The organism is Allobosea sp. P1_B10, assembly GCF_056406735.1.
In genome coordinates this window covers 866,389-883,783 of sequence record NZ_JBFTZP010000001.1, presented here as the reverse complement: position 1 = coordinate 883,783, position 17,395 = coordinate 866,389, and the positions used below count along the sequence as shown (strand labels likewise).

Genomic DNA, 17,395 nt, shown 5'->3' with positions numbered 1-17,395 from the left:
AGGCTCTCTGTCTCCGTTGAAGCGCCGTGACGCGGGCGGCCGTCACGCTGACTTGCCGAATGTGCGAAAACGCAGCCAGCCGCAGTCCCCAACGAGAACAGGCCGCCCGTCAGGGCGGCCTTCCTTATCGGTCTGTCGAGGGCGCCCTCGGCGTCAGTTCGCCTCGAAGCGCCCGCTGGCATGGGCGAGCATGGTGTAGACCTTGCCCGTCTCGGAGGTGAGGTAGGTCTTGGCCACCATCGAGTCGCGATCGTCCTTGGCGGCTTCGCCGAGCAGGCGCTCGAACTCGTCGATGTAGCGATCGACGGTCTCCTTGAACTCCGCGTCGCGGCGGTATTTGCGCCGGATCTCGTCGAAGGTCTGCTGGCCCTGCAGCGTGTAGAGCCGGCGCGTGAAGACATTGCGCTCGCCGCGCTTGTAGCGGTCCCACAGCTCGACGGCCGCCTCATGATCGATCATGCGGGCGATATCCACCGACAGCGAGTCGAGCTTCTCGATCGAATGCGCGGTGGGCTTCGAGGTTTCGACCGGCGGCTCCTCACGCGAGGCGCGGTTGAGCAGGTCGGACAGCCATCCGGCCTTGGCCGGGGGCTGGGCCGGCTGCACCTGCTGCGGGCGGGGCTGCGCCTGCGGCTCGGCCGCGCGACGCGGCAGCTCCTGCACCGGCGCCGGCCGCTGCACGGGGGCAGGGGTGACGGGCCGGGGCTCGGGCCGCGCTGCCTGCTGGACCGGAAGCTCGGCGCTGGCGTCGATCGACGGCCGCAGCAGCGGCTCGGAAACCACCGGCATCCGGGCCTGGGTCACCGTCGTGTAGCTGGGCATCGCGGGGGCCGGGGCAGGCGCCGGAGCGGCTGCGACCGGAGCACGACGCGGCTGGCTGTCGGCTGCCGCCGCGACGTCGTGGCGACGGCCCGACTTCGTGACGATCTCCGTCAGCTCGTTCAGCGCCTTGATCTGCTCGGACACGACGCGGCGCATGGCGCTGGTCGATTCCTGCGTCTCGCGGGGCAGTTCGAGCACGCCGCGCTTGAGTTCCGCGCGGGTCGCCTCGAGATCCTGGTGGATCTCGGCGGTGACGTTCTTCATGTCCTTGGCCGCGCTCTGGAAGCGCTCGGTCACCTTGGCGAGTTCGTTGCCAACCTCGGTGGTGACCTGCTCATAGGCCGCGCGCAGGGCGCTGGCGGTGCGCTCGCGCTCCTTGCCGGTGGTGGCGCGGATCAGCTCGAACTGATGCTCGATCGCATGGGTCGAGGCCTCGGCGGATTCGCTGAGCACGCCGCCGATCTGGCGGGCGCGGGCTTCCGCCGAGCTCAGCTGGTCGTCGATCAGCGCCGCAAAGGAGCGCGTGATCGATTCGACGTCTTCTGTGCGCGTGGCGATCAGGCCGTGCAACTCGTCCAGTGCGGACTTGCGCTCGGTCAGGGCCTTGCCGACGCGGGCTTCGACCTGTTCGAGGCGTGCCGCGACGGCGTGCAGGGCCGATGCGCTCGTCTGGGTGGCTTCGCTGAGCGAGGCGCCCTTGTCGTCGAGCTGCGCGACGAGCGCGGTGGTCTCGCGCAACGTCCCTTCCGAGAAGGTCTTGAGCTCGGCGACCTGGGCGGCGACCTGCTGCGAGGCGCGCCCGGTTTCCTCCATCACCGTGCCGATCACCTCCTGCAGCTCGCCGACGCGGGTCGAGAGACCGCCTTCGATCGCTGCGAGGTTCTTGTTCGCGCCGGTGACGATCTGCTGCATCAGCTTGTTGGCTTCGCCGAGGCGGCCGAGCATGCCGCCGAGTTCGCCGCGCAACTGCTCGTTGGTGTTCACCAGCGCGTCCACGGAGAGGCGTGTGCCGGATTCGAGGGTTTCGCGCAGCGCGCCCGCCGATGTGTCGAGCGCGGTGGTGATCTCGACGCCATGCTGGCGCAGGCCCGCCACCATCGAGGTGCTGCGGCCTTCGATGGCGCGCACGATGGCCTCGCCGACGCTGGCGACCTCGCCGGCGATGGCCTCGCCACGCTGGCTCAGCGCGTCGACCATGCCGCCGCCCTTCTCGTCGAACAGGTTACGCAGTTCGTCGGCGCGGGCACCCAGCGCCGAGGCGATGGCCTCGCCACGCAAGGTGAGGGCGCTGACGGCATTGCCGCCCTTCTCGTCGAAGAGAGCGCGCAGGGCTTCGGTATGAGCCTCGAGCGCGGCGGCGATGGTCTCGCCGCGTTCGCCCAGCGCATCGACGACGCCGCTGCCCTTTTCATCGAGCAGGGCACGCAAGGCATTGGTGCGAGTTTCGAGCGCGGCGGCGATGATCTCGCCACGATGGCGCAGCATGTCGACCATGCCGCTGCCCTTCTCGTCGAACAGCCCGCGCAGTTCCTCGGTGCGGGCGGTGAGGGCGCCAGTGATGGCGTCCGAACGGCTCTGCAGCGTGTCTGCGAACTCCTGGCTGCGTGTATCGAGCGTGCCGGAGACGGTATCGAGCCGGTTGACCACGCGCTCCTCGAAGCGCGCGACGCTCTGGTCGAGCGTATCGGCGATCTGCAGGGCGCGTCCGCCGAGCGTGGCGTTGATGGCATCGGCCTTGTCGCCGAGCGTGCGGGTCAACGCCTCGCTCTTGGAGGTGACGACCTCGCCGATCTCGTCCGCCTTTGCGGCAAGCGCGCGGGTGACCTCGCGGCCGCCCTCCGCCAGCACGCGGGCGATGTCGACCGTGCGTTCCACCAGCGCCTCGTTGAGGGCCGTGGCGCGCGAGCCGAGATTGCCGTCGATGCGTGCGATCAGCGTGTCGAGCGACTGGCCGATCTCGGCGCTCTTGGCGCTGGAGCGATCCTCGAAGACCTTGATCTGGTTCTCCATCGCGGCAGCGGCTTCCGCAGTCCGGCCGGCCAGGATCTCGGCGGCTTCGAGCGAGCGGGAGCCGACGCGATCGGCCAGGGCAAGCCCTTCCTCGCCGAACAGGCGCTCGACCTGAGCCAGGCGCGCGGTCACGGTGTCCGAGAAGCTGCGAGCGTTTTCGGCGACGCGGGAGGCGAGGGAACCGCCCTGGTTGAGCAGGATGTCCTCGAAGGCGGCCAAACGAGCACCGAGATCAGACGAGATCTCGCGGCCCTGGGTGTCGAACAGCTTGATCAGCGCATCATGCTTGCCGGCGAGCGCCTCGTTGAGCGCCTGCGAGCGGCTTTCGACCGAGCGCAGCATGGATTCAGCGTTGGCAGCCAGCGCCTCGTTGACGCGTCCACCCTGCTGGGTCAGCGCCATCACGATCTCGCGCCCGGTGCCGGCCAACATCGTCCGTGCGTCCTCGGCGTGGACGGTGAAGGTGTCGCGCAGGGTCTGCGTCGCTTCGGTGACGCGGTCGGCGACGTGCCGTCCATCGACGTTGATCGTCTCGGTCAGGGTCCGGGTGGCGTCGGTCATCCGGCGCGCCAGCTCCTCGCTCTGCTCGCCGAGCAATCCGTGAACCTCGCGGCCTGTGCTGACGAGATCGCGAACCATGAGGTCGCGCTGCTCGCCGAGCAGCGAGCCGACCTGCTCGCTGGTCTCGCCGAGGCGGGCTAGGAAGCCGCTCTGCTGGTGTTCCAACGTGACGCGGGCGCTCTCCGTCGCGTCCTTGACGCGGGCGGCGAGAACCGCGCCCTGCTCGTCGAGCTGGCGGTTGACGGTATCCCCGGTCTCGTTGAGGCGGGTGATGAGCGTGCTGCTGCGCTCAGCCAGCACGCCATGGACGGAGCGGCCAACATCGGCGATCCGGGAGACCAGTGCCTGGCTCTCGTTTCCGAGCAGGTCCTTGAGCTCAAGCCCGGCCTGCGAGACCGTGAACGTCATCATGCCGGCCTGCTCGTCGAGCAGGGCGCCGACGCGCTGGCCGGTATCGGTCAGGCCCGTGATCAGGGCCTCGCGCTGGTTGCCGATCAGGCTCTCGACCTGCGTGCCGGCCTCGTTGATTCGCAGCACGAGCGCGTCGCTCTGGCGCTCGACCAGCGTATCGACCTCACGGCCGGCCTCGCTGAGGCGCGAGACCAGTGCATCTGTGCGGTTGGCGAGCAAGGCGTCGACTTCGGTACCGGCCCCCGAAACGCGGGAGACCAGCGCCTCGCTCTGGCCATCGATGAGCTTGACGAGCTGGGCTCCTGCGCCAGTGACGCGCGAAACCAGGGACTCGCTCTGTCCGGCGACCCGGGCCGCGAAATCGCTGCCGGCGCCCGCGACGCGCGACACCAAGGTCTCGCTCTGCTCGGAGAGCAGGGTTGCGACGTCGTTACCCGTGCCGGCGACGCGGGAGACCAGCGCCTCGCTCTGCTGCGCGAGCATGGCGGCGACGTCCGAGCCGGTGCCCGAGACACGCGAGACCAGCGCGTTGCTCTGCTCGGCGACCAGCGCCGCGACATCCTTGCCGGCGCCCGAGACGCGCGAGACGAGCGCATCGCTCAGTTCGGTCAGAAGGGTGACGACCTCGGTGCCCGTGCCCGAGACGCGGGCCACAAGGGCGTCGCTCTGCTCGGCGACGAGGGCGGCAACATCCTTGCCTGCGCCCGAGACGCGCGAGACGAGCGCATCGCTCTGTTCAGTCAGAAGAGAGACGACCTCGGTACCCGTGCCGGAGACGCGAGCCACAAGGGCGTCGCCCTGTTCGGCGACGAGGGCGGCGACGTCCCTGCCGGCGCCGTTCACGCTCGAAACGAGGGCCGCGCTCTGGTTGGCGAGCAGGCTGGCGACTTCGGCGCCCGTGCCCGAGACCCGGGTGACGAGGGCCTCGCTCTGCTCGGCAACGATCCGCGCGACGTCCTGGCCTGCGCCGGAGACCTTGGAGACCAGCGTGTCGGCCTGGCTGCTGAGCAGGTTGTGAACGGTTTCGCCGGTCTCCGAGAGACGCGCGACCAGGCTGCCGCCCTGTTCGCTGAACAGGCCGTGCACGGTGGCCCCGACCTCGGTGATGCGCGAGGTCAGTTCGTCGCCATGGCGGCTGACGCTGTCGCCGATCGACTGGCCGGCTTCGTTGACGCGCAGGACGATGGCGTCGCTGCGCTCGCGCAGCACATCATCGACCGTGCGGACGGTGTCGTTGAGGCGCGAGACCAGTGTCTCGCCCTGGGTTCCGATCAGTCCGTTGACGCTGTCGCCGATCTCGATCAGGCGCGATGCGATCAGCTCGTTCTGGCGGTTCAGCAGGCCGTGCACACCGCGGCCGACTTCGGCCAGGCGGGTGGTGACGCTCTCGCCTTCGTTGGAAAGCGTGCTGCGCAGGGTCTCGCCGGTCTCGGCCAGACGGGTGCCGATCTGCTCGCTCTGGCCCTCGATCAGGGCAACCATCGAGCGGCTCGAAGCCTCGAAGCGTTCGGCGACATCGGCGCCGCGTGCCGAGATTTCCTTGGCCAGGCCTTCGCCGGTGGCGCGCAGGGTCTCGTTGACGCTCTCGGCGCGCAGGGCAAGCGTGTCGGCGACCTGTGAACCGGTCTCGCTGATGGCGCGGGTGACGTCGCGGGCGCCGGCGGTGAGGCCCTCGGTCAGCACAGCGCCGGTGCGCTCCAGCGAGGAGGCGATTTCCTGGGCGCGGCCGTCGAGCAGCGTCGAGAGATTGTCGCTGGCGCCAGCAAGCCGATCGCCGACTTCGCCGGAGGTGATCTGCAGACGCTCGACGAGTTCGTTGCCGCGTCCGCTGATCTCGTCGACCATACGCTCGCCGGCCCGACCGAGCGCGAGCGTGATCTGGTCGCCCTTCTCGCCAAGCGAGCCGGTGACCCGGTCGCCGGCCTGGGCCACCGCTTCGGCGATGACGCGGCTGGCATTGTCGAGGTCCTTGGACAGCCCCTCATGGGCGCCGCTGATCGCAAACTTGACGCGCTCTGCATTGCCGACGACGGCCTCGCGCTGCGTCACCAACTCGTCGATCAGGGAGCGCAGGCGGATCTCATTGTCGGCATAGGCGCGCTCGAGCGTCGCGATCTCGCCACGCACGATCGTCTCAAGCTCGCCGGCACGGGCGACCGCCCGCTCGATGCCGTCGCCCATCGCGGCGACTTCGCGGCGGATGGTCTGGCTGAGGGAGAGGACGGAATCGGCGCCGACGATCTCGGGCTCGGCCAGGCGCAGGGCAACCTCGGTCATGGCACGGGCGACGAGGCGCATTTCCTGGCTGCGGCGATACAGCGCCGCCAGCACGAAGAAGAACACCAGCGGCGCGCCGATCGTCAGCGCGATCAGGGTCCATTCGGCGATGCCGAGCGCAGCCATGCTTTCGGGCACGCCCGCGCTGAAGGAGCCGAAGCGCCGGGTCAGGACGAAGCCGGCAGCGCCGAGCCAGGCGAGGGAGCCGGCGGCAGCGAACCAGTAGGGGCGCAGCGAAGGCCGCGCCGAGAAGGCATGGACCAGAGAGCTTGAATCGCGCCGGTCGTCATTGGCGACACGGCTGGTGTCAGGCGCGATCGAGGCACGCGCAGGGGCGGGCGGAGCGGCCGGGGGGGCGGCCTTCTCGGCGGGCGGCGGTGTTTCGACGCGCGGCAGCTCGATCCTGAGATCGGTATCGGCCGTGGAGGGCAGCTTAGGTTCGGGCAGCACCGGATCGATATCGGTCCTGACAGGCTGGTCCAGCCGCAAGGCCTCTTCGATGGCCGACATCGCGGCCTCGGTCGGATCCTGAAGCTTCTTTTGCCGGGTCATGCTTACCGCCTCGCAACGCTACAATCGAAGGGTGCTGCTTGCTGTCTGCGCCAACGCCACGAGCCGCCTCTGACCCGGGCACGACGGCAGACACTGCGCCCATCGTTTACCAGACAGGAAGGGTAGAGGAGGCATCAGGGTATGGGAACCCATTTGGGTGCCCGATTCACAAACGTCGTTAACGCCTCATTCACCATAGGAGCGCTTCTTGTAGCGTCAAAGCGCCGCGCGCGCGTCCTGTCCAAGCGTCATCCCACCCGTCATCCCGCCGAGCCAGAAATGCCTCAGACCGCCATCGATCTTGTCCATCTTTCCCGCCAGACCGGCGGTGACCACGAACTCGAGCGCGAGCTCCTCACGCTGTTCTCGCAGCAATGCGTGCGCCACCTGCGCACCATCCATGCCGGCGCCGACGCCAAGACCCGCATGGACGCCGCCCACAGCCTGAAGGGGGCGGCCCAGGCCGTCGGCGCCTGGCAGGTGGCCGATGCCGCCGCCGCAATCGAGCAGCAACTCGCGCAGCCCGACCCTCGCCGCGAAGAGACTGCGATGGACGCGCTAGCGCTCGCCGCCGCCGAGGCGCGTGCGGCGATTTCACGCTTCGACTGCGCCGCCTGAGCGGCGAAAACACTTCCCTCTGCGGATGGAAGTATTCTAAGCGGGGCGCGTCAATCGTCTGCCGGAGTTCTCCATGCCGACCATCACCTACATCGACGCTCAGGGAACGAGCCGCACCGCCGAGGGCGAAGTGGGCTCGACGGTGATGGAGGTTGCCGTGCGCAACGGCATACCCGGGATCGAGGCCGAATGCGGCGGCGCCTGCGCCTGCGCGACCTGCCATGTCTATGTCGACGACGCCTGGTCCGAAAAGGTCGGCGGCGCGGAGTCGATGGAAGAGGACATGCTCGACTTCGCCTTCGACGTCCGCCCGACCTCGCGCCTCTCCTGCCAGATCCGGGTCAGGGACGAACTCGACGGCCTGATCGTCCGCACGCCCGCCCGCCAGGGCTGATTTTCTGACGCATCGGAAACGACGCCCTCATCCAGCGGGCGCGAAGCTGCATCTCGACGGCTGAGCCCGCGCGGCCGGATGCGGGTTGAATCTGCCTTCGTGGTCCCGCCGCCTATTCCGCGGCTGCGGGCAGGGCTGGGGACATTGTCGTCTCGGCTCCCGCGACGGGATGGCGCGGCACGAGGAAGCCCAGCGACAGTGACACGGTCGCGACGCCCGCCCCGATATAGAACACGATCGCGGGATCACGGATCCAGAGCAGGCCGAAGGTCACCGGCAGGAACACGGCAGCGATGTGGTTGATCGTGAAGGCGACGGCCGACGTCGGCGCTATGTCGGCGGGATCGGCGATCTTCTGGAAATAGGTGCGCTGGGCCAGCGTCAGCGTGAAGAACACGCCGTCGACGATGAAGAGCGCGCCGGCGACATAGGCGCCCCATCCGGCGAAATGGCCGTGGCTCGCCAGCGCGTAGCCCACGAACACCGCGATCAGCGAGATATTCTCCATCTGGATGGTCGCGCGCTCGCCCACGCGCCCGATCAGGTTGCCCAGCATCGGCCCCATGAAGGTGTTGATGCCATAAGTCGCCAGCATCAGCGCCGCGGTGGCAGAGACGTCGTAGCCGAAGCGCTCGACCAGCAGGAAGCCGCCGAACGCCATGAAGATCTGGCGGCGCGCGCCCGACATGAAGGTCAGGGCATAGTAGAGCCAGTAGCGCTTGCGCAGCACGAAGCCCTTGTTCTGCGGCACGCTGCCCTGGAAGCGCGGGAACGCCAGCCACGCGCCCACGGCCAACACGATCGTCACCAGCCCCGCCACCATGAAGACGGTGATGTAGCCCGGCTGGAACAGGCGCCATACCAGGGCGATCGATCCGAAGGCGAGAAGCTGCGCCATCGCCGATGCGCCCGCGATGCGGCCCAGAAGTCGCGGCGCCTCGGCCTTTGGCAGCAACTGCAGCTGAAGGGATTGCTGTGCGGTCTCGTAGTAATGGAAGCCGAGCGACATGATCGTGGTGGTCAGCAGCAGGCCGCCCAGCGTCGGGTAGAAGCCGGTGATGGCGACTCCGACGCCGAGTGCGACCAGGCTGAAATAGGCCAGCACCTGCTCGCGCATGAACCAGAACAGGATGATGGCGGTGAAGGCGAGGAAGCCCGGGATCTCCCGCACCGATTGCAGGATGCCGATATCGGCGCCCGTGAAGCCCGCCGCTTCCTTCGAGAAGTTGTTGATCAGCGCGCTCCAGCTCGCGAAACCGAGCCAGTTGATGAAGGCGAGCACCATCAGGAAGGCGGTCGGCGAGCGCAAGACGGCCTGGATGCCGCGCGGGGCCTGCGAGAGATCGGTCATGGAATGGCCCGGAACGAGAAACGGCAAAAGCCGCGCCACTCTTAGTCCCGGATGCCGATGCGTCAATTTGCAGCGCATCATGACGACCATGCGCGGCTGTATCCTTCCTCACATGGTGGCTGCGGCTTTGGGGCCCGTGCGGGCAGGCTGAGCAGCGAGAGGAGGACGCCATGTACAAATCGATCCTGGTTCCCGTCGATCTTGCAGAGGCCGATCTGGCCCAGCCCGCGATCGACGCAGCCGTCATGCTCGCGGACGCGGCCGGCGGCACCGTCAGGCTGGTCTATGTCCGCTCGCTCGTGCCGATCACCTACATGGAATTCGTGCCCGCCGACTTCGACACCGAGCAGCAGGGCGATGCCGAGGCCAAGCTCGCAGGCATCGCGGCGACGGTGCCGTTGCCGCCTGAGCAGGTCTCGGCCAAGGTTCTCGTCGGCTCGGTCCACGGCGAGGTTCTGGCCGAGGCCGAGGCAAGCGGGGCAGACCTCATCATCATCGCCTCGCATGAGCCCGGCATGCTGGCCTATGTCATCGGATCGAACGCCTCGACGATCGTGCGCCGCGCGAAATGCTCGGTTCTGGTCGTGCGCTAGGGCATCGGCCCGAACAGCCGCATGCTGATGTCGGGACAGGCCGCTGCCTTGACGATCAGTTGCGCGGCCGCCCCGGGACGAGGTGGTCGGGCACTTCGCCATGGGCAAGCTCGCTTGGCCGGTTGAGCTTGACCATCGGCCAGACCTGCCACGTCGATGCTGCAAGCAGCGCGAGGCCGAGAAAACCGGTCGGCGCCGCGCCTTGCAGGAAGGCGCACGCCGTGAAAGCCGCCAGCATCACGAGCGACATGCCGCTCACCGCCGCCAGCGCCAGCCAGAGCGCGACCGGCTTGCCGGCCAGGAAGCGCGCCTTGGGAGAGGCGCGCGCGATCGTCTGCGAAAGCGCCGCCACGAAGGCGTGGTAGCCGGCATCGTCGCGTTCCATGTCGGTCAGCGAACGCCAGGACAGGTTGCCGAAGGTTACGACCTTGCCGTTGGTCAGCCTGAGCTGCGTTTTGAAGCCCTTGGTGCTGACGTTGCTAGGCGCATAGATGAAGCGCACCTGCTCGACGCTGTCGAGCCGGACATGGTCGATCTTGCGGGTGGTGTCGATCTCCAGCGTCTCGCCGTTGAGCCGGTAGCTGATCTCGAAGCCGATCGGCCTCGGACGCTGGCGCCAAGAGGGAAGGGGCGGGGTCTCGTGGGTCGGATCAGCGCGCATGGTGGGAGCCTTAGCGGCTTGCCGCTGCTTTGTCAGCGCGCCAGCACCTTCATCGCGCCGTCGAGCCCGTCGAGCGTCAGCGGGAACATGCGGCCGCCCATCAGGCCGCCGATGTGGCGGATCGACTGGGTGTAGCTCCAGAGATTCTGCTGCACCGGGTTGAGCCATACCGATTTCTGGAATCGGCCGGTGAGCCGTTCCATCCAGACCTGCCCGGCTTCCTCGTTCCAGTGCTCGACCGAACCGCCTGGCATGGCGATCTCATAGGGGCTCATCGAAGCGTCGCCGACGAAGACGACGCGATAGTCCGGCGGATAGGTCCGCAGGATGTCCCAGGTCGGAATCACCTGGTCGTGCCGGCGCCGGTTCTCGCGCCAGACCCGCTCATAGGGGCAGTTGTGGAAGTAGAAGTGCTCGAAATGCTTGAACTCGGCCCGGGCCGCCGAGAACAGCTCCTCGGCCAACTCGATATGCCAGTCCATCGAGCCGCCGACATCCAGGAACAGCAGCACCTTCACCGCATTGCGCCGCTCCGGCCGCAGCTTCACATCGAGATAGCCGTGGCGGGCGGTTTCCGAGATGGTTGAATCGAGGTCGAGTTCCTCTGCCGCGCCGGTGCGGGCAAATTTGCGCAGGCGGCGCAGCGCGATCCTGAGGTTGCGTACCCCGAGCTCGCGGGTGTCGTCGAAATCCTTGAACTCGCGCTTGTCCCAGACTTTCACCGCGCGGAAATTGCGGTTCTTATCCTGGCCGATGCGAACGCCTTCGGGGTTGTAGCCATAGGCGCCATAGGGCGATGTGCCGGCAGTGCCGATCCATTTCGATCCACCCTGGTGGCGGCCCTTCTGCTCCTCGAGGCGCTGCTTCAGCGTCTCCCAGAGCTTGTCCCAGCCCATCGCATCGATCTGGGCCTTCTCTTCGTCGGTCAGGTATTTCTCGGCGAGCTTGCGCAGCCAATCCTCGGGGATGCCGGTTGGCTCCATGGCCTGGCCCAGCGTCTCCATGCCCTTGAACACCTGGGCAAAGACCTGGTCGAACCGGTCGAGATGGCGCTCGTCCTTCACCAGGCAACAGCGGGCGAGATAGTAGAACTCGTCGACCCGGTGCTCGGCGAGATCCGCCTCTACGCCTTCGAGCAGAGCGAGGTATTCCCGCAAGGTGAGGGGAACCTTGGCTGCGCGCAGGTCGGTAAAGAGGCGGAGGAACATCCCGCTACTGTGCGGGTCGGCGCGCTGCGGTCAAGCAGCCCCGGCGCGAACGCCGGGTGCTGCCTGCCGACAACGCTTACGCCACGGCGTCGGCGAGGTCCTTGGTGACCTTGAACTTCACCACGGTCTTGGCGGGAACCTGGATCATGGCGCCGGTCGACGGATTGCGGGCCTCGCGGGCCTCGCGCTTGGCGGCCGAGAGCTTGCCGACGCCGCCGAGCGTGACGTCATCGCCGGACTTCAACGTCTTGGCGACGATGGCACCCAGCGCTGCGAGAACCGCAGACACGTCGGTCTTGGCCTTGCCGGTCTCGTCAGCGATGGCGGCGATCAGTTCGTTCTTGGTCATAAAATCCTCCTTGAGAAGGTTGTTTGGACAGCAACGCGTGAATGCGAGGCGTTTCGATTCCGCCTCCAATCGTACCCCCCAGTATTCCCGATCGCGTCACGCGTACTCGCCAGTTGGCACGGTCGTCGTCGAAAGACGACCTCCACGGCGGTACATACGCACAGAAATCAGCTTCGTTCCCCCTCCAATGACGCTAAAACGGCAGTACGTGGGCCGATTTTTCCGGCCGATTGACGAATCAGATCCTGTTATTTCAAGCTTAAAATAATAAGGTGGGGAGCGCAGACACATATGAAGATCATCATAGTCGGGGGCGGAATCGGCGGCTTGACGCTCGCTCTCATGCTGCACGCACGCGGAATCGAGGCGACGGTCTACGAGCAGTCGAGCGAGATCCGCGAACTCGGCGTCGGCATCAACACGCTGCCGCACGCGATCAAAGAGCTGGCCGACCTCGGCCTTCTGCCCGCGCTCGACGCGGTCGCAATCCGCACGCGCGAACTGATCTACATGAACCGCTTCGGCCAGCCCGTCTGGCGCGAGGCGCGCGGCCTGCATGCCGGCGCGCCGGTCCCGCAGTTCTCGATCCATCGCGGCAAGCTGCAGGGCCTGATCCGCGACGCCGTCGTCGCGCGCCTCGGGCCGGATGCGCTGCGAACCGGGCGGCGGTTGCAGGGCTTCATGCAGGATGAAGGCGGCGTCACCGCCCATTTTGCGGATGCAAGGCGGGGAGGGGCGGGCGAGACCGCGCGCGCCGATGTCCTGATCGCGGCCGACGGCATCCACTCCGCAGTCCGTGCGCATTATTTCCCGGACCAGGGGCCGCCGCGCTGGAACGGCGTGCAGATGTGGCGCGGCGCCTGCGACTGGCCGGCCTTCCATGATGGCGAGACGATGATCATCGCTGGCGGGATGAGCGGCAAGCTCGTGCTGTATCCGATCGGCGCGGGCTCCAAACCTGGAACGCGGCTGACCAACTGGGTCGTCAATGTCCGCACCGGTGATCCCGCCAAGCCGCCGCCGAAGGAAGCGTGGTCGAAGCCGGGCCGTCTGGAGGACGTGCTGCCCTTCGCGCGCCGCTTCACCATTCCCGGCGTCGATGTGCTGGGGCTGATCGAGGCGTCGCCCGGGTTCTGGGACTATCCGATGTGCGACCGCGACCCGCTGCCGCGCTGGACCCATGGCCGCGTCACTCTGCTCGGCGACGCCGCGCATCCGATGTACCCGGTCGGCTCGAACGGGGCCTCGCAGGCGATCCTCGACTCGCGCTGCCTCGCCGATTGGCTGGTCAAGGCCGAGCATCCGCGCCACGCGCTGGCAGCCTATGAGGCGGAACGCCTGCCCGCGACCGCCGAGATCGTCGCGATCAATCGCCTTGGTGGCCCCGAGCGGGTGATCGATGCCGTCGAGGCGCTGGCGCCGCACGGCTTCGACGATGTCGAGCGTGTCATGAACTATGCCAGGCGCGAGGCCATCGCCAAGTCCTACGCCGTCAAGACCGGCGCCTCGGAGCAGCGGCGGAGCTGATCGGCCCCGCCGGCCGGAGAAGTGGCCGCAAGGTCCGGTTCCAGGCTCTGGGCCGGACCTGCGGGGATCAGGCGCCTTCGGGAGGCGGCGGCAGGAAGTCGACCTCATGCTTGGCCGAGAGGGCCACGACATCGGCCGGGTTCTGCTGCGCCATCGAATGGATGCCCCAGAACAGGTCGAACAGGCGACCGGTCGGAGCGACCCAGAACAGGGCCTTCACCGTCGCATCGCTCTTGTTGAACAGGCCATGTGGGGAATTGCGGGGCAGGCGTACGAGATCGCCGGGGCCGGCAAAGCTCTCCTGGCCGTCCAGCACGACATCGAGGCGGCCTTCCAGAATGTAGACGAACTCGTCCTGCGTCGTGTGGATGTGGGGCGGGACGAAGGTGCCGGGCGGGAACGTCGCGTGCCAGGAGAACGAATCCTCTGTCAGCGTCTTGGGCACATAGGTCTGGCCAAGGATGTTCCACGAGATCGAGTCGAGGCCCTCATTGGCCTTGGTCACGCCGGCGGTGAGCGGCTTCATCATTCAATCTCCTCTTAAAGATGCAGAAAGCGGTCCTTGACGACGCTGTCGCTGCGCAGGTCGGCACTGCTGCCGCGCCAGACGACGCGTCCCTTTTCCAGCACGACATGACGGTCCGCGAATTTGGCGAGCGCGTCGACGTTCTTGTCGATCACGAGGATCGATTCACCCTCGCCCTTCAAGGCCGTCAGGCATGACCAGATCTCCTGGCGGATGATCGGGGCTAGACCCTCGGTCGCCTCGTCCAGGATTATCAGCTTCGGATTGGTCATCAGGGCCCGGCCGATCGCAAGCATCTGCTGCTCGCCGCCAGAAAGCTGGTTGCCGCGATTGCTGCGGCGCTCCTTCAGGCGTGGGAAGAACGCATAGATGCGCTCGATGTCCCAGCGCGCCTTGCCGAAGCGGCTGGCGGCGGTGGCGATCAGGTTCTCCTCGACGCTCAGCGTCGGAAAGATCTGGCGGCCCTCCGGCACCAACCCGATACCCGCCTGCGCGATCTTGAAGGGGGCGGCACCGGTCAGATCGCGGCCGGAGACGCTGACACGGCCGGACTTGGCGGGGATCAGCCCCATGATGGCGCGGATTGTCGTCGTCTTGCCCATGCCATTGCGGCCGAGGAGAGTCACGACCTCGCCCTCGGCGATGCTGAGGTCGATGCCGAACAGGATCTGCGCCTCGCCATATCCGGCGCTGAGGGCTTCGACGTTCAGCATTGTGCGGCACCCCATCGAGAGCCACGGACCGTTATTGCGAGGAGGCCATAGGGCGACGAAGCAATCCAGGGACAGACGGGTGCCGCGACGCTCTGGATTGCTTCGCTTCGCTCGCAATGACGATACAGGTGGAACGCCATCAGCCCTCCTCGCCGAGATAGGCTTCGCGGACTGCTGGGTCGGCGCGGACGACTGCCGGGGCGCCCGATGCGATGACGCGGCCATAGACCAGCACGGTCACGGTGTCGGCGAGCGCGAAGACAGCCTCCATGTCGTGCTCCACCAGCAGCATGGCGTAGCGGCCCTTGAGGCTGCGTAGCAGCGTGATCAGCCGTTCGCCTTCCTCGCGCCCGACGCCAGCCAGCGGCTCGTCGAGCAGGATTGCGGCTGGCTCGAGCGTGATCGCCATGGCGATCTCGAGCGCGCGCTTCTCCCCGTGGGAGAGCCTACCGGCCAGGACATGGGCGCGCTCGGTGAGACCGACCGCCTCGATGGCCGCCCATGCCGGCTTGTTCAGGCTGGCGTCCCGGGCGGCGTTGGCAAAAAGGGCGAGAGGATGGTTCGAGCGAGCCTGGACGCCGAGCGCGACGTTCTCCAGCACGGAGAGCGATGCGATGGTGGAGGTGATCTGGAATGTTCGGGCGAGGCCGGCTCGCGCGCGCTTCTCCGGGGGCAGGGCGGTGATATCGGTTCCGCGAAAACGAATGCTGCCGGTGTCTGGCCGGAGCATGCCGGAGATCTGGTGCACGAGCGTGGTCTTGCCGGCACCGTTGGGGCCGATGAGTGCGTGCAGTTCGCCGGGCGCGACCGCCAGGTCGACGCCGTCGGTCACCTTGAGCGCACCGAAAGCCTTTCGGACGCCCGTGAGAGTCAGGATCGGTTCAGCCATCGCCGCGCCCACCCAGTCTTGCGCCGAGCTTGCCGGCGAGCCCGACGATGCCGCCGCGCGTCAGCAGCACGAACAGCACGATCATCGGGCCAAAAATCGCCTTCCAGTGCTCGGTCCAGCTCGACAGGATATCCTCGGCGAAGAGGAAGGCGAGCGCGCCGATGATCGCGCCGTGGAGCGACCCGACCCCGCCGAGCACGACCATGAAGATCAGCTCGCCCGAACGCTGCCAGGACATGAAGGCAGGACTGACGAACTCGGTCTGGTTGGCGAGCAGGAAGCCCGAGAGCCCGGCGATCATGCCCGAGATGACATAGGCGATGAGCCGGACGCGATCGACGTCATAGCCGGTGACAGTGACCCGCGTGGCATTCTCGCGAGCCGCCCGCAGCACCCGGCCGAAACGCGAGGCGACGACGGTGGCGATCAGCAGGTAGCTTCCGGCCAATGTCGCCAGCACCACATAGTAGAACCGCGTCCGGTTGGAGAAGATGTCGATGCCCGCCAGCCTGCTGCGCTCATAGAGCGTCAGCCCGTCATCGCCGCCATAGGCCGAGAGGGCCTGCGCCAGGAAGAACGCCATCTGCCCGAAGGCGAGCGTGATCATGATGAAGGCAACGCCGCGTGTCCGCAGCGAGACCGCGCCGGTGATCGCGGCGAAGACGGCGCTGGCCGCCAGAATCACGGGGAGGATCAGCAGCGCCTCCGTGCGGCCCTCGGTGATCATGATCCCGGTCGCATAGGCGCCGATGCCGATGAAGGCGGCATGGCCGAAGGAGACCAGCCCGCCTATGCCGAGGATGAGATCCAGCGAGAGCGCGGCGATGGCGAAGATCATGGCGCGCGTCACCAGCGTCAGCCAATGCGCCGGCAGCCCAAGCTGGACCGCGAGCGGTACGGCCGCCAGGGCGAGGAACAGGACGATCGCGATGACGGGCGCGCGCCGCGCCCGCGCCGAAGGCTGGGCGGTGACTTCGGAAAGGGCGGTCATGAGCGGCCCTTGGCCGGGAGGAGGCCCTCAGGTCGCACGAACAGGACGATGGCCATCACCAGATAGATCAGCATGGATGAGAGCGCCGCGCCGGTTGCGCGCGCTGATGGCGCGCTCATGAACAGGCGCAGCAGGTCGTTCATGAAGGAGCGGCCGAGGGTGTCGACGAGGCCGACGATCAGCGCACCGACGAAGGCGCCCCGGATCGAGCCGATACCGCCGACGACGATCACCACGAAGGCGAGGATAAGGATGGTGTCGCCCATGCCGGGTTCCACGGAGAGGATCGGCGCGGCCATGGCGCCGGCAAAGCCCGCCAGCATCGTGCCGAAGGCAAAGACGATCATGAACAGCTTGCGGATATCGACCCCGAGCGCGGACACCATGGAGGCATTGGATGCGCCCGCCCGCAGCAGCATCCCCGTGCGTGTCTTCTCGACGATGAACCAGAGCAGCCCGCCAACGGCGAGGCCGGCGCCGATCAACGCAAAGCGGTATGTCGGGTAGAGGATGCCGTCCATCAGTGCGACCGAGCCGGACAGGAACTCGGGCACCGGGACGGAGAGGGGAGCAGCGCCCCAGACCAGCTTGACGCCCTGGTTCATGAGCAGGATCAGCCCGAAGGTTGCCAGAACCTGGTCGAGATGGTCGCGTTCATAGAGATGCCTGAAGACCAGGAACTCGAGCGCGAGCCCGATCAGCAGCGCCGCCGCCAGCGCAAGCGCCAGTCCGAGCACGAAACTGCCGGTCAGCGCGACGAAGGTCACGGCGAGATAGGCGCCCAGCATGTACTGGACGCCATGGGCGAGGTTGATGAAGTCCATCACCCCGAAGACGAGCGTCAGCCCCGCCGCCACCAGGAACAGCAGGATGCCGAGCTGGAGGCCGTTCAGGATCTGGACGATGAGGAGGCTGAGGGTCATGGGTCATACCGCCCGTCAT

14 protein-coding genes are annotated in these 17,395 nt (G+C 67.3%); 4 read left to right on the top strand and 10 right to left on the bottom strand.

Annotated features, from left to right (window positions below):
• Positions 1 to 153 precede the first annotated feature (153 nt).
• Positions 154 to 6,633, bottom strand: a complete 6,480-nt coding sequence (locus AC1D2L_RS04395; RefSeq protein WP_476844583.1) for an apolipoprotein A-IV repeat region-like domain-containing protein — start codon at positions 6,631 to 6,633, stop codon at positions 154 to 156.
• 279 nt (positions 6,634 to 6,912) lie between these two features.
• Between AC1D2L_RS04395 and AC1D2L_RS04390 the strand changes: the two genes are divergently transcribed.
• Together AC1D2L_RS04390 and AC1D2L_RS04385 are read left to right on the top strand one after the other, a co-directional pair.
• Positions 6,913 to 7,251: an Hpt domain-containing protein gene (locus AC1D2L_RS04390; RefSeq protein ID WP_476844582.1), complete on the top strand. Its 339-nt coding sequence runs from the start codon at positions 6,913 to 6,915 to the stop codon at positions 7,249 to 7,251.
• A 73-nt stretch (positions 7,252 to 7,324) separates the two neighbouring features.
• On the top strand, positions 7,325 to 7,645 hold the full coding sequence (locus tag AC1D2L_RS04385) for a 2Fe-2S iron-sulfur cluster-binding protein (RefSeq protein WP_476844581.1): 321 nt from the start codon (positions 7,325 to 7,327) through the stop codon (positions 7,643 to 7,645).
• A gap of 112 nt (positions 7,646 to 7,757) precedes the next feature.
• On the opposite strand, the gene AC1D2L_RS04380 is transcribed toward AC1D2L_RS04385, so the two are convergent.
• Positions 7,758 to 8,996, bottom strand: coding sequence for an MFS transporter (locus AC1D2L_RS04380; RefSeq protein WP_476844580.1), 1,239 nt, complete (start codon positions 8,994 to 8,996; stop codon positions 7,758 to 7,760).
• A 170-nt stretch (positions 8,997 to 9,166) separates the two neighbouring features.
• On the opposite strand from AC1D2L_RS04380, the gene AC1D2L_RS04375 reads away from it, so the two are divergent.
• Positions 9,167 to 9,589 (top strand): universal stress protein, encoded by a 423-nt coding sequence (locus AC1D2L_RS04375; RefSeq protein ID WP_476844579.1) that lies wholly within the window; start codon positions 9,167 to 9,169, stop codon positions 9,587 to 9,589.
• A gap of 55 nt (positions 9,590 to 9,644) precedes the next feature.
• Here the strand turns inward: AC1D2L_RS04375 and AC1D2L_RS04370 are convergent, their stop codons facing one another.
• The 3 genes from AC1D2L_RS04370 to AC1D2L_RS04360 all read right to left on the bottom strand — a co-directional run bounded on the left by AC1D2L_RS04370 (position 9,645) and on the right by AC1D2L_RS04360 (position 11,807).
• Positions 9,645 to 10,250: a hypothetical protein gene (locus AC1D2L_RS04370; RefSeq protein WP_476844578.1), complete on the bottom strand. Its 606-nt coding sequence runs from the start codon at positions 10,248 to 10,250 to the stop codon at positions 9,645 to 9,647.
• Positions 10,251 to 10,282: 32 nt separating this feature from the next.
• Entirely contained in the window at positions 10,283 to 11,458 is a 1,176-nt protein-coding gene (locus AC1D2L_RS04365) for a vWA domain-containing protein (RefSeq protein ID WP_476844577.1), read from the bottom strand.
• Between the two features lie 76 nt (positions 11,459 to 11,534).
• A complete protein-coding gene (locus AC1D2L_RS04360; protein WP_476844576.1) occupies positions 11,535 to 11,807 on the bottom strand; it encodes an HU family DNA-binding protein in 273 nt (90 codons plus the stop codon).
• Positions 11,808 to 12,098: 291 nt separating this feature from the next.
• On the opposite strand from AC1D2L_RS04360, the gene AC1D2L_RS04355 reads away from it, so the two are divergent.
• The gene (locus AC1D2L_RS04355; protein WP_476844575.1) at positions 12,099 to 13,334 is read left to right on the top strand and encodes a flavin-dependent oxidoreductase; all 1,236 of its coding nucleotides are present in this window, start codon (positions 12,099 to 12,101) and stop codon (positions 13,332 to 13,334) included.
• Between the two features lie 67 nt (positions 13,335 to 13,401).
• Here the strand turns inward: AC1D2L_RS04355 and AC1D2L_RS04350 are convergent, their stop codons facing one another.
• The 5 genes from AC1D2L_RS04350 to AC1D2L_RS04330 form a co-directional block, all read right to left on the bottom strand.
• The gene (locus tag AC1D2L_RS04350; RefSeq protein ID WP_476844574.1) at positions 13,402 to 13,860 is read right to left on the bottom strand and encodes a cupin domain-containing protein; all 459 of its coding nucleotides are present in this window, start codon (positions 13,858 to 13,860) and stop codon (positions 13,402 to 13,404) included.
• 14 nt (positions 13,861 to 13,874) lie between these two features.
• Entirely contained in the window at positions 13,875 to 14,573 is a 699-nt protein-coding gene (locus AC1D2L_RS04345; RefSeq protein WP_476844573.1) for an ABC transporter ATP-binding protein, read from the bottom strand.
• A 139-nt stretch (positions 14,574 to 14,712) separates the two neighbouring features.
• On the bottom strand, positions 14,713 to 15,462 hold the full coding sequence (locus AC1D2L_RS04340) for an ABC transporter ATP-binding protein (RefSeq protein WP_476844572.1): 750 nt from the start codon (positions 15,460 to 15,462) through the stop codon (positions 14,713 to 14,715).
• Complete coding sequence (locus AC1D2L_RS04335; protein WP_476844571.1) at positions 15,455 to 16,453, bottom strand: branched-chain amino acid ABC transporter permease; 999 nt, start codon at positions 16,451 to 16,453, stop codon at positions 15,455 to 15,457. Before AC1D2L_RS04335 ends, AC1D2L_RS04340 begins: the two co-directional genes overlap by 8 nt.
• Positions 16,450 to 17,376: a branched-chain amino acid ABC transporter permease gene (locus AC1D2L_RS04330; protein ID WP_476844570.1), complete on the bottom strand. Its 927-nt coding sequence runs from the start codon at positions 17,374 to 17,376 to the stop codon at positions 16,450 to 16,452. The genes AC1D2L_RS04335 and AC1D2L_RS04330 overlap by 4 nt, the downstream gene beginning before the upstream one ends.
• Positions 17,377 to 17,395: the final 19 nt, after the last annotated feature.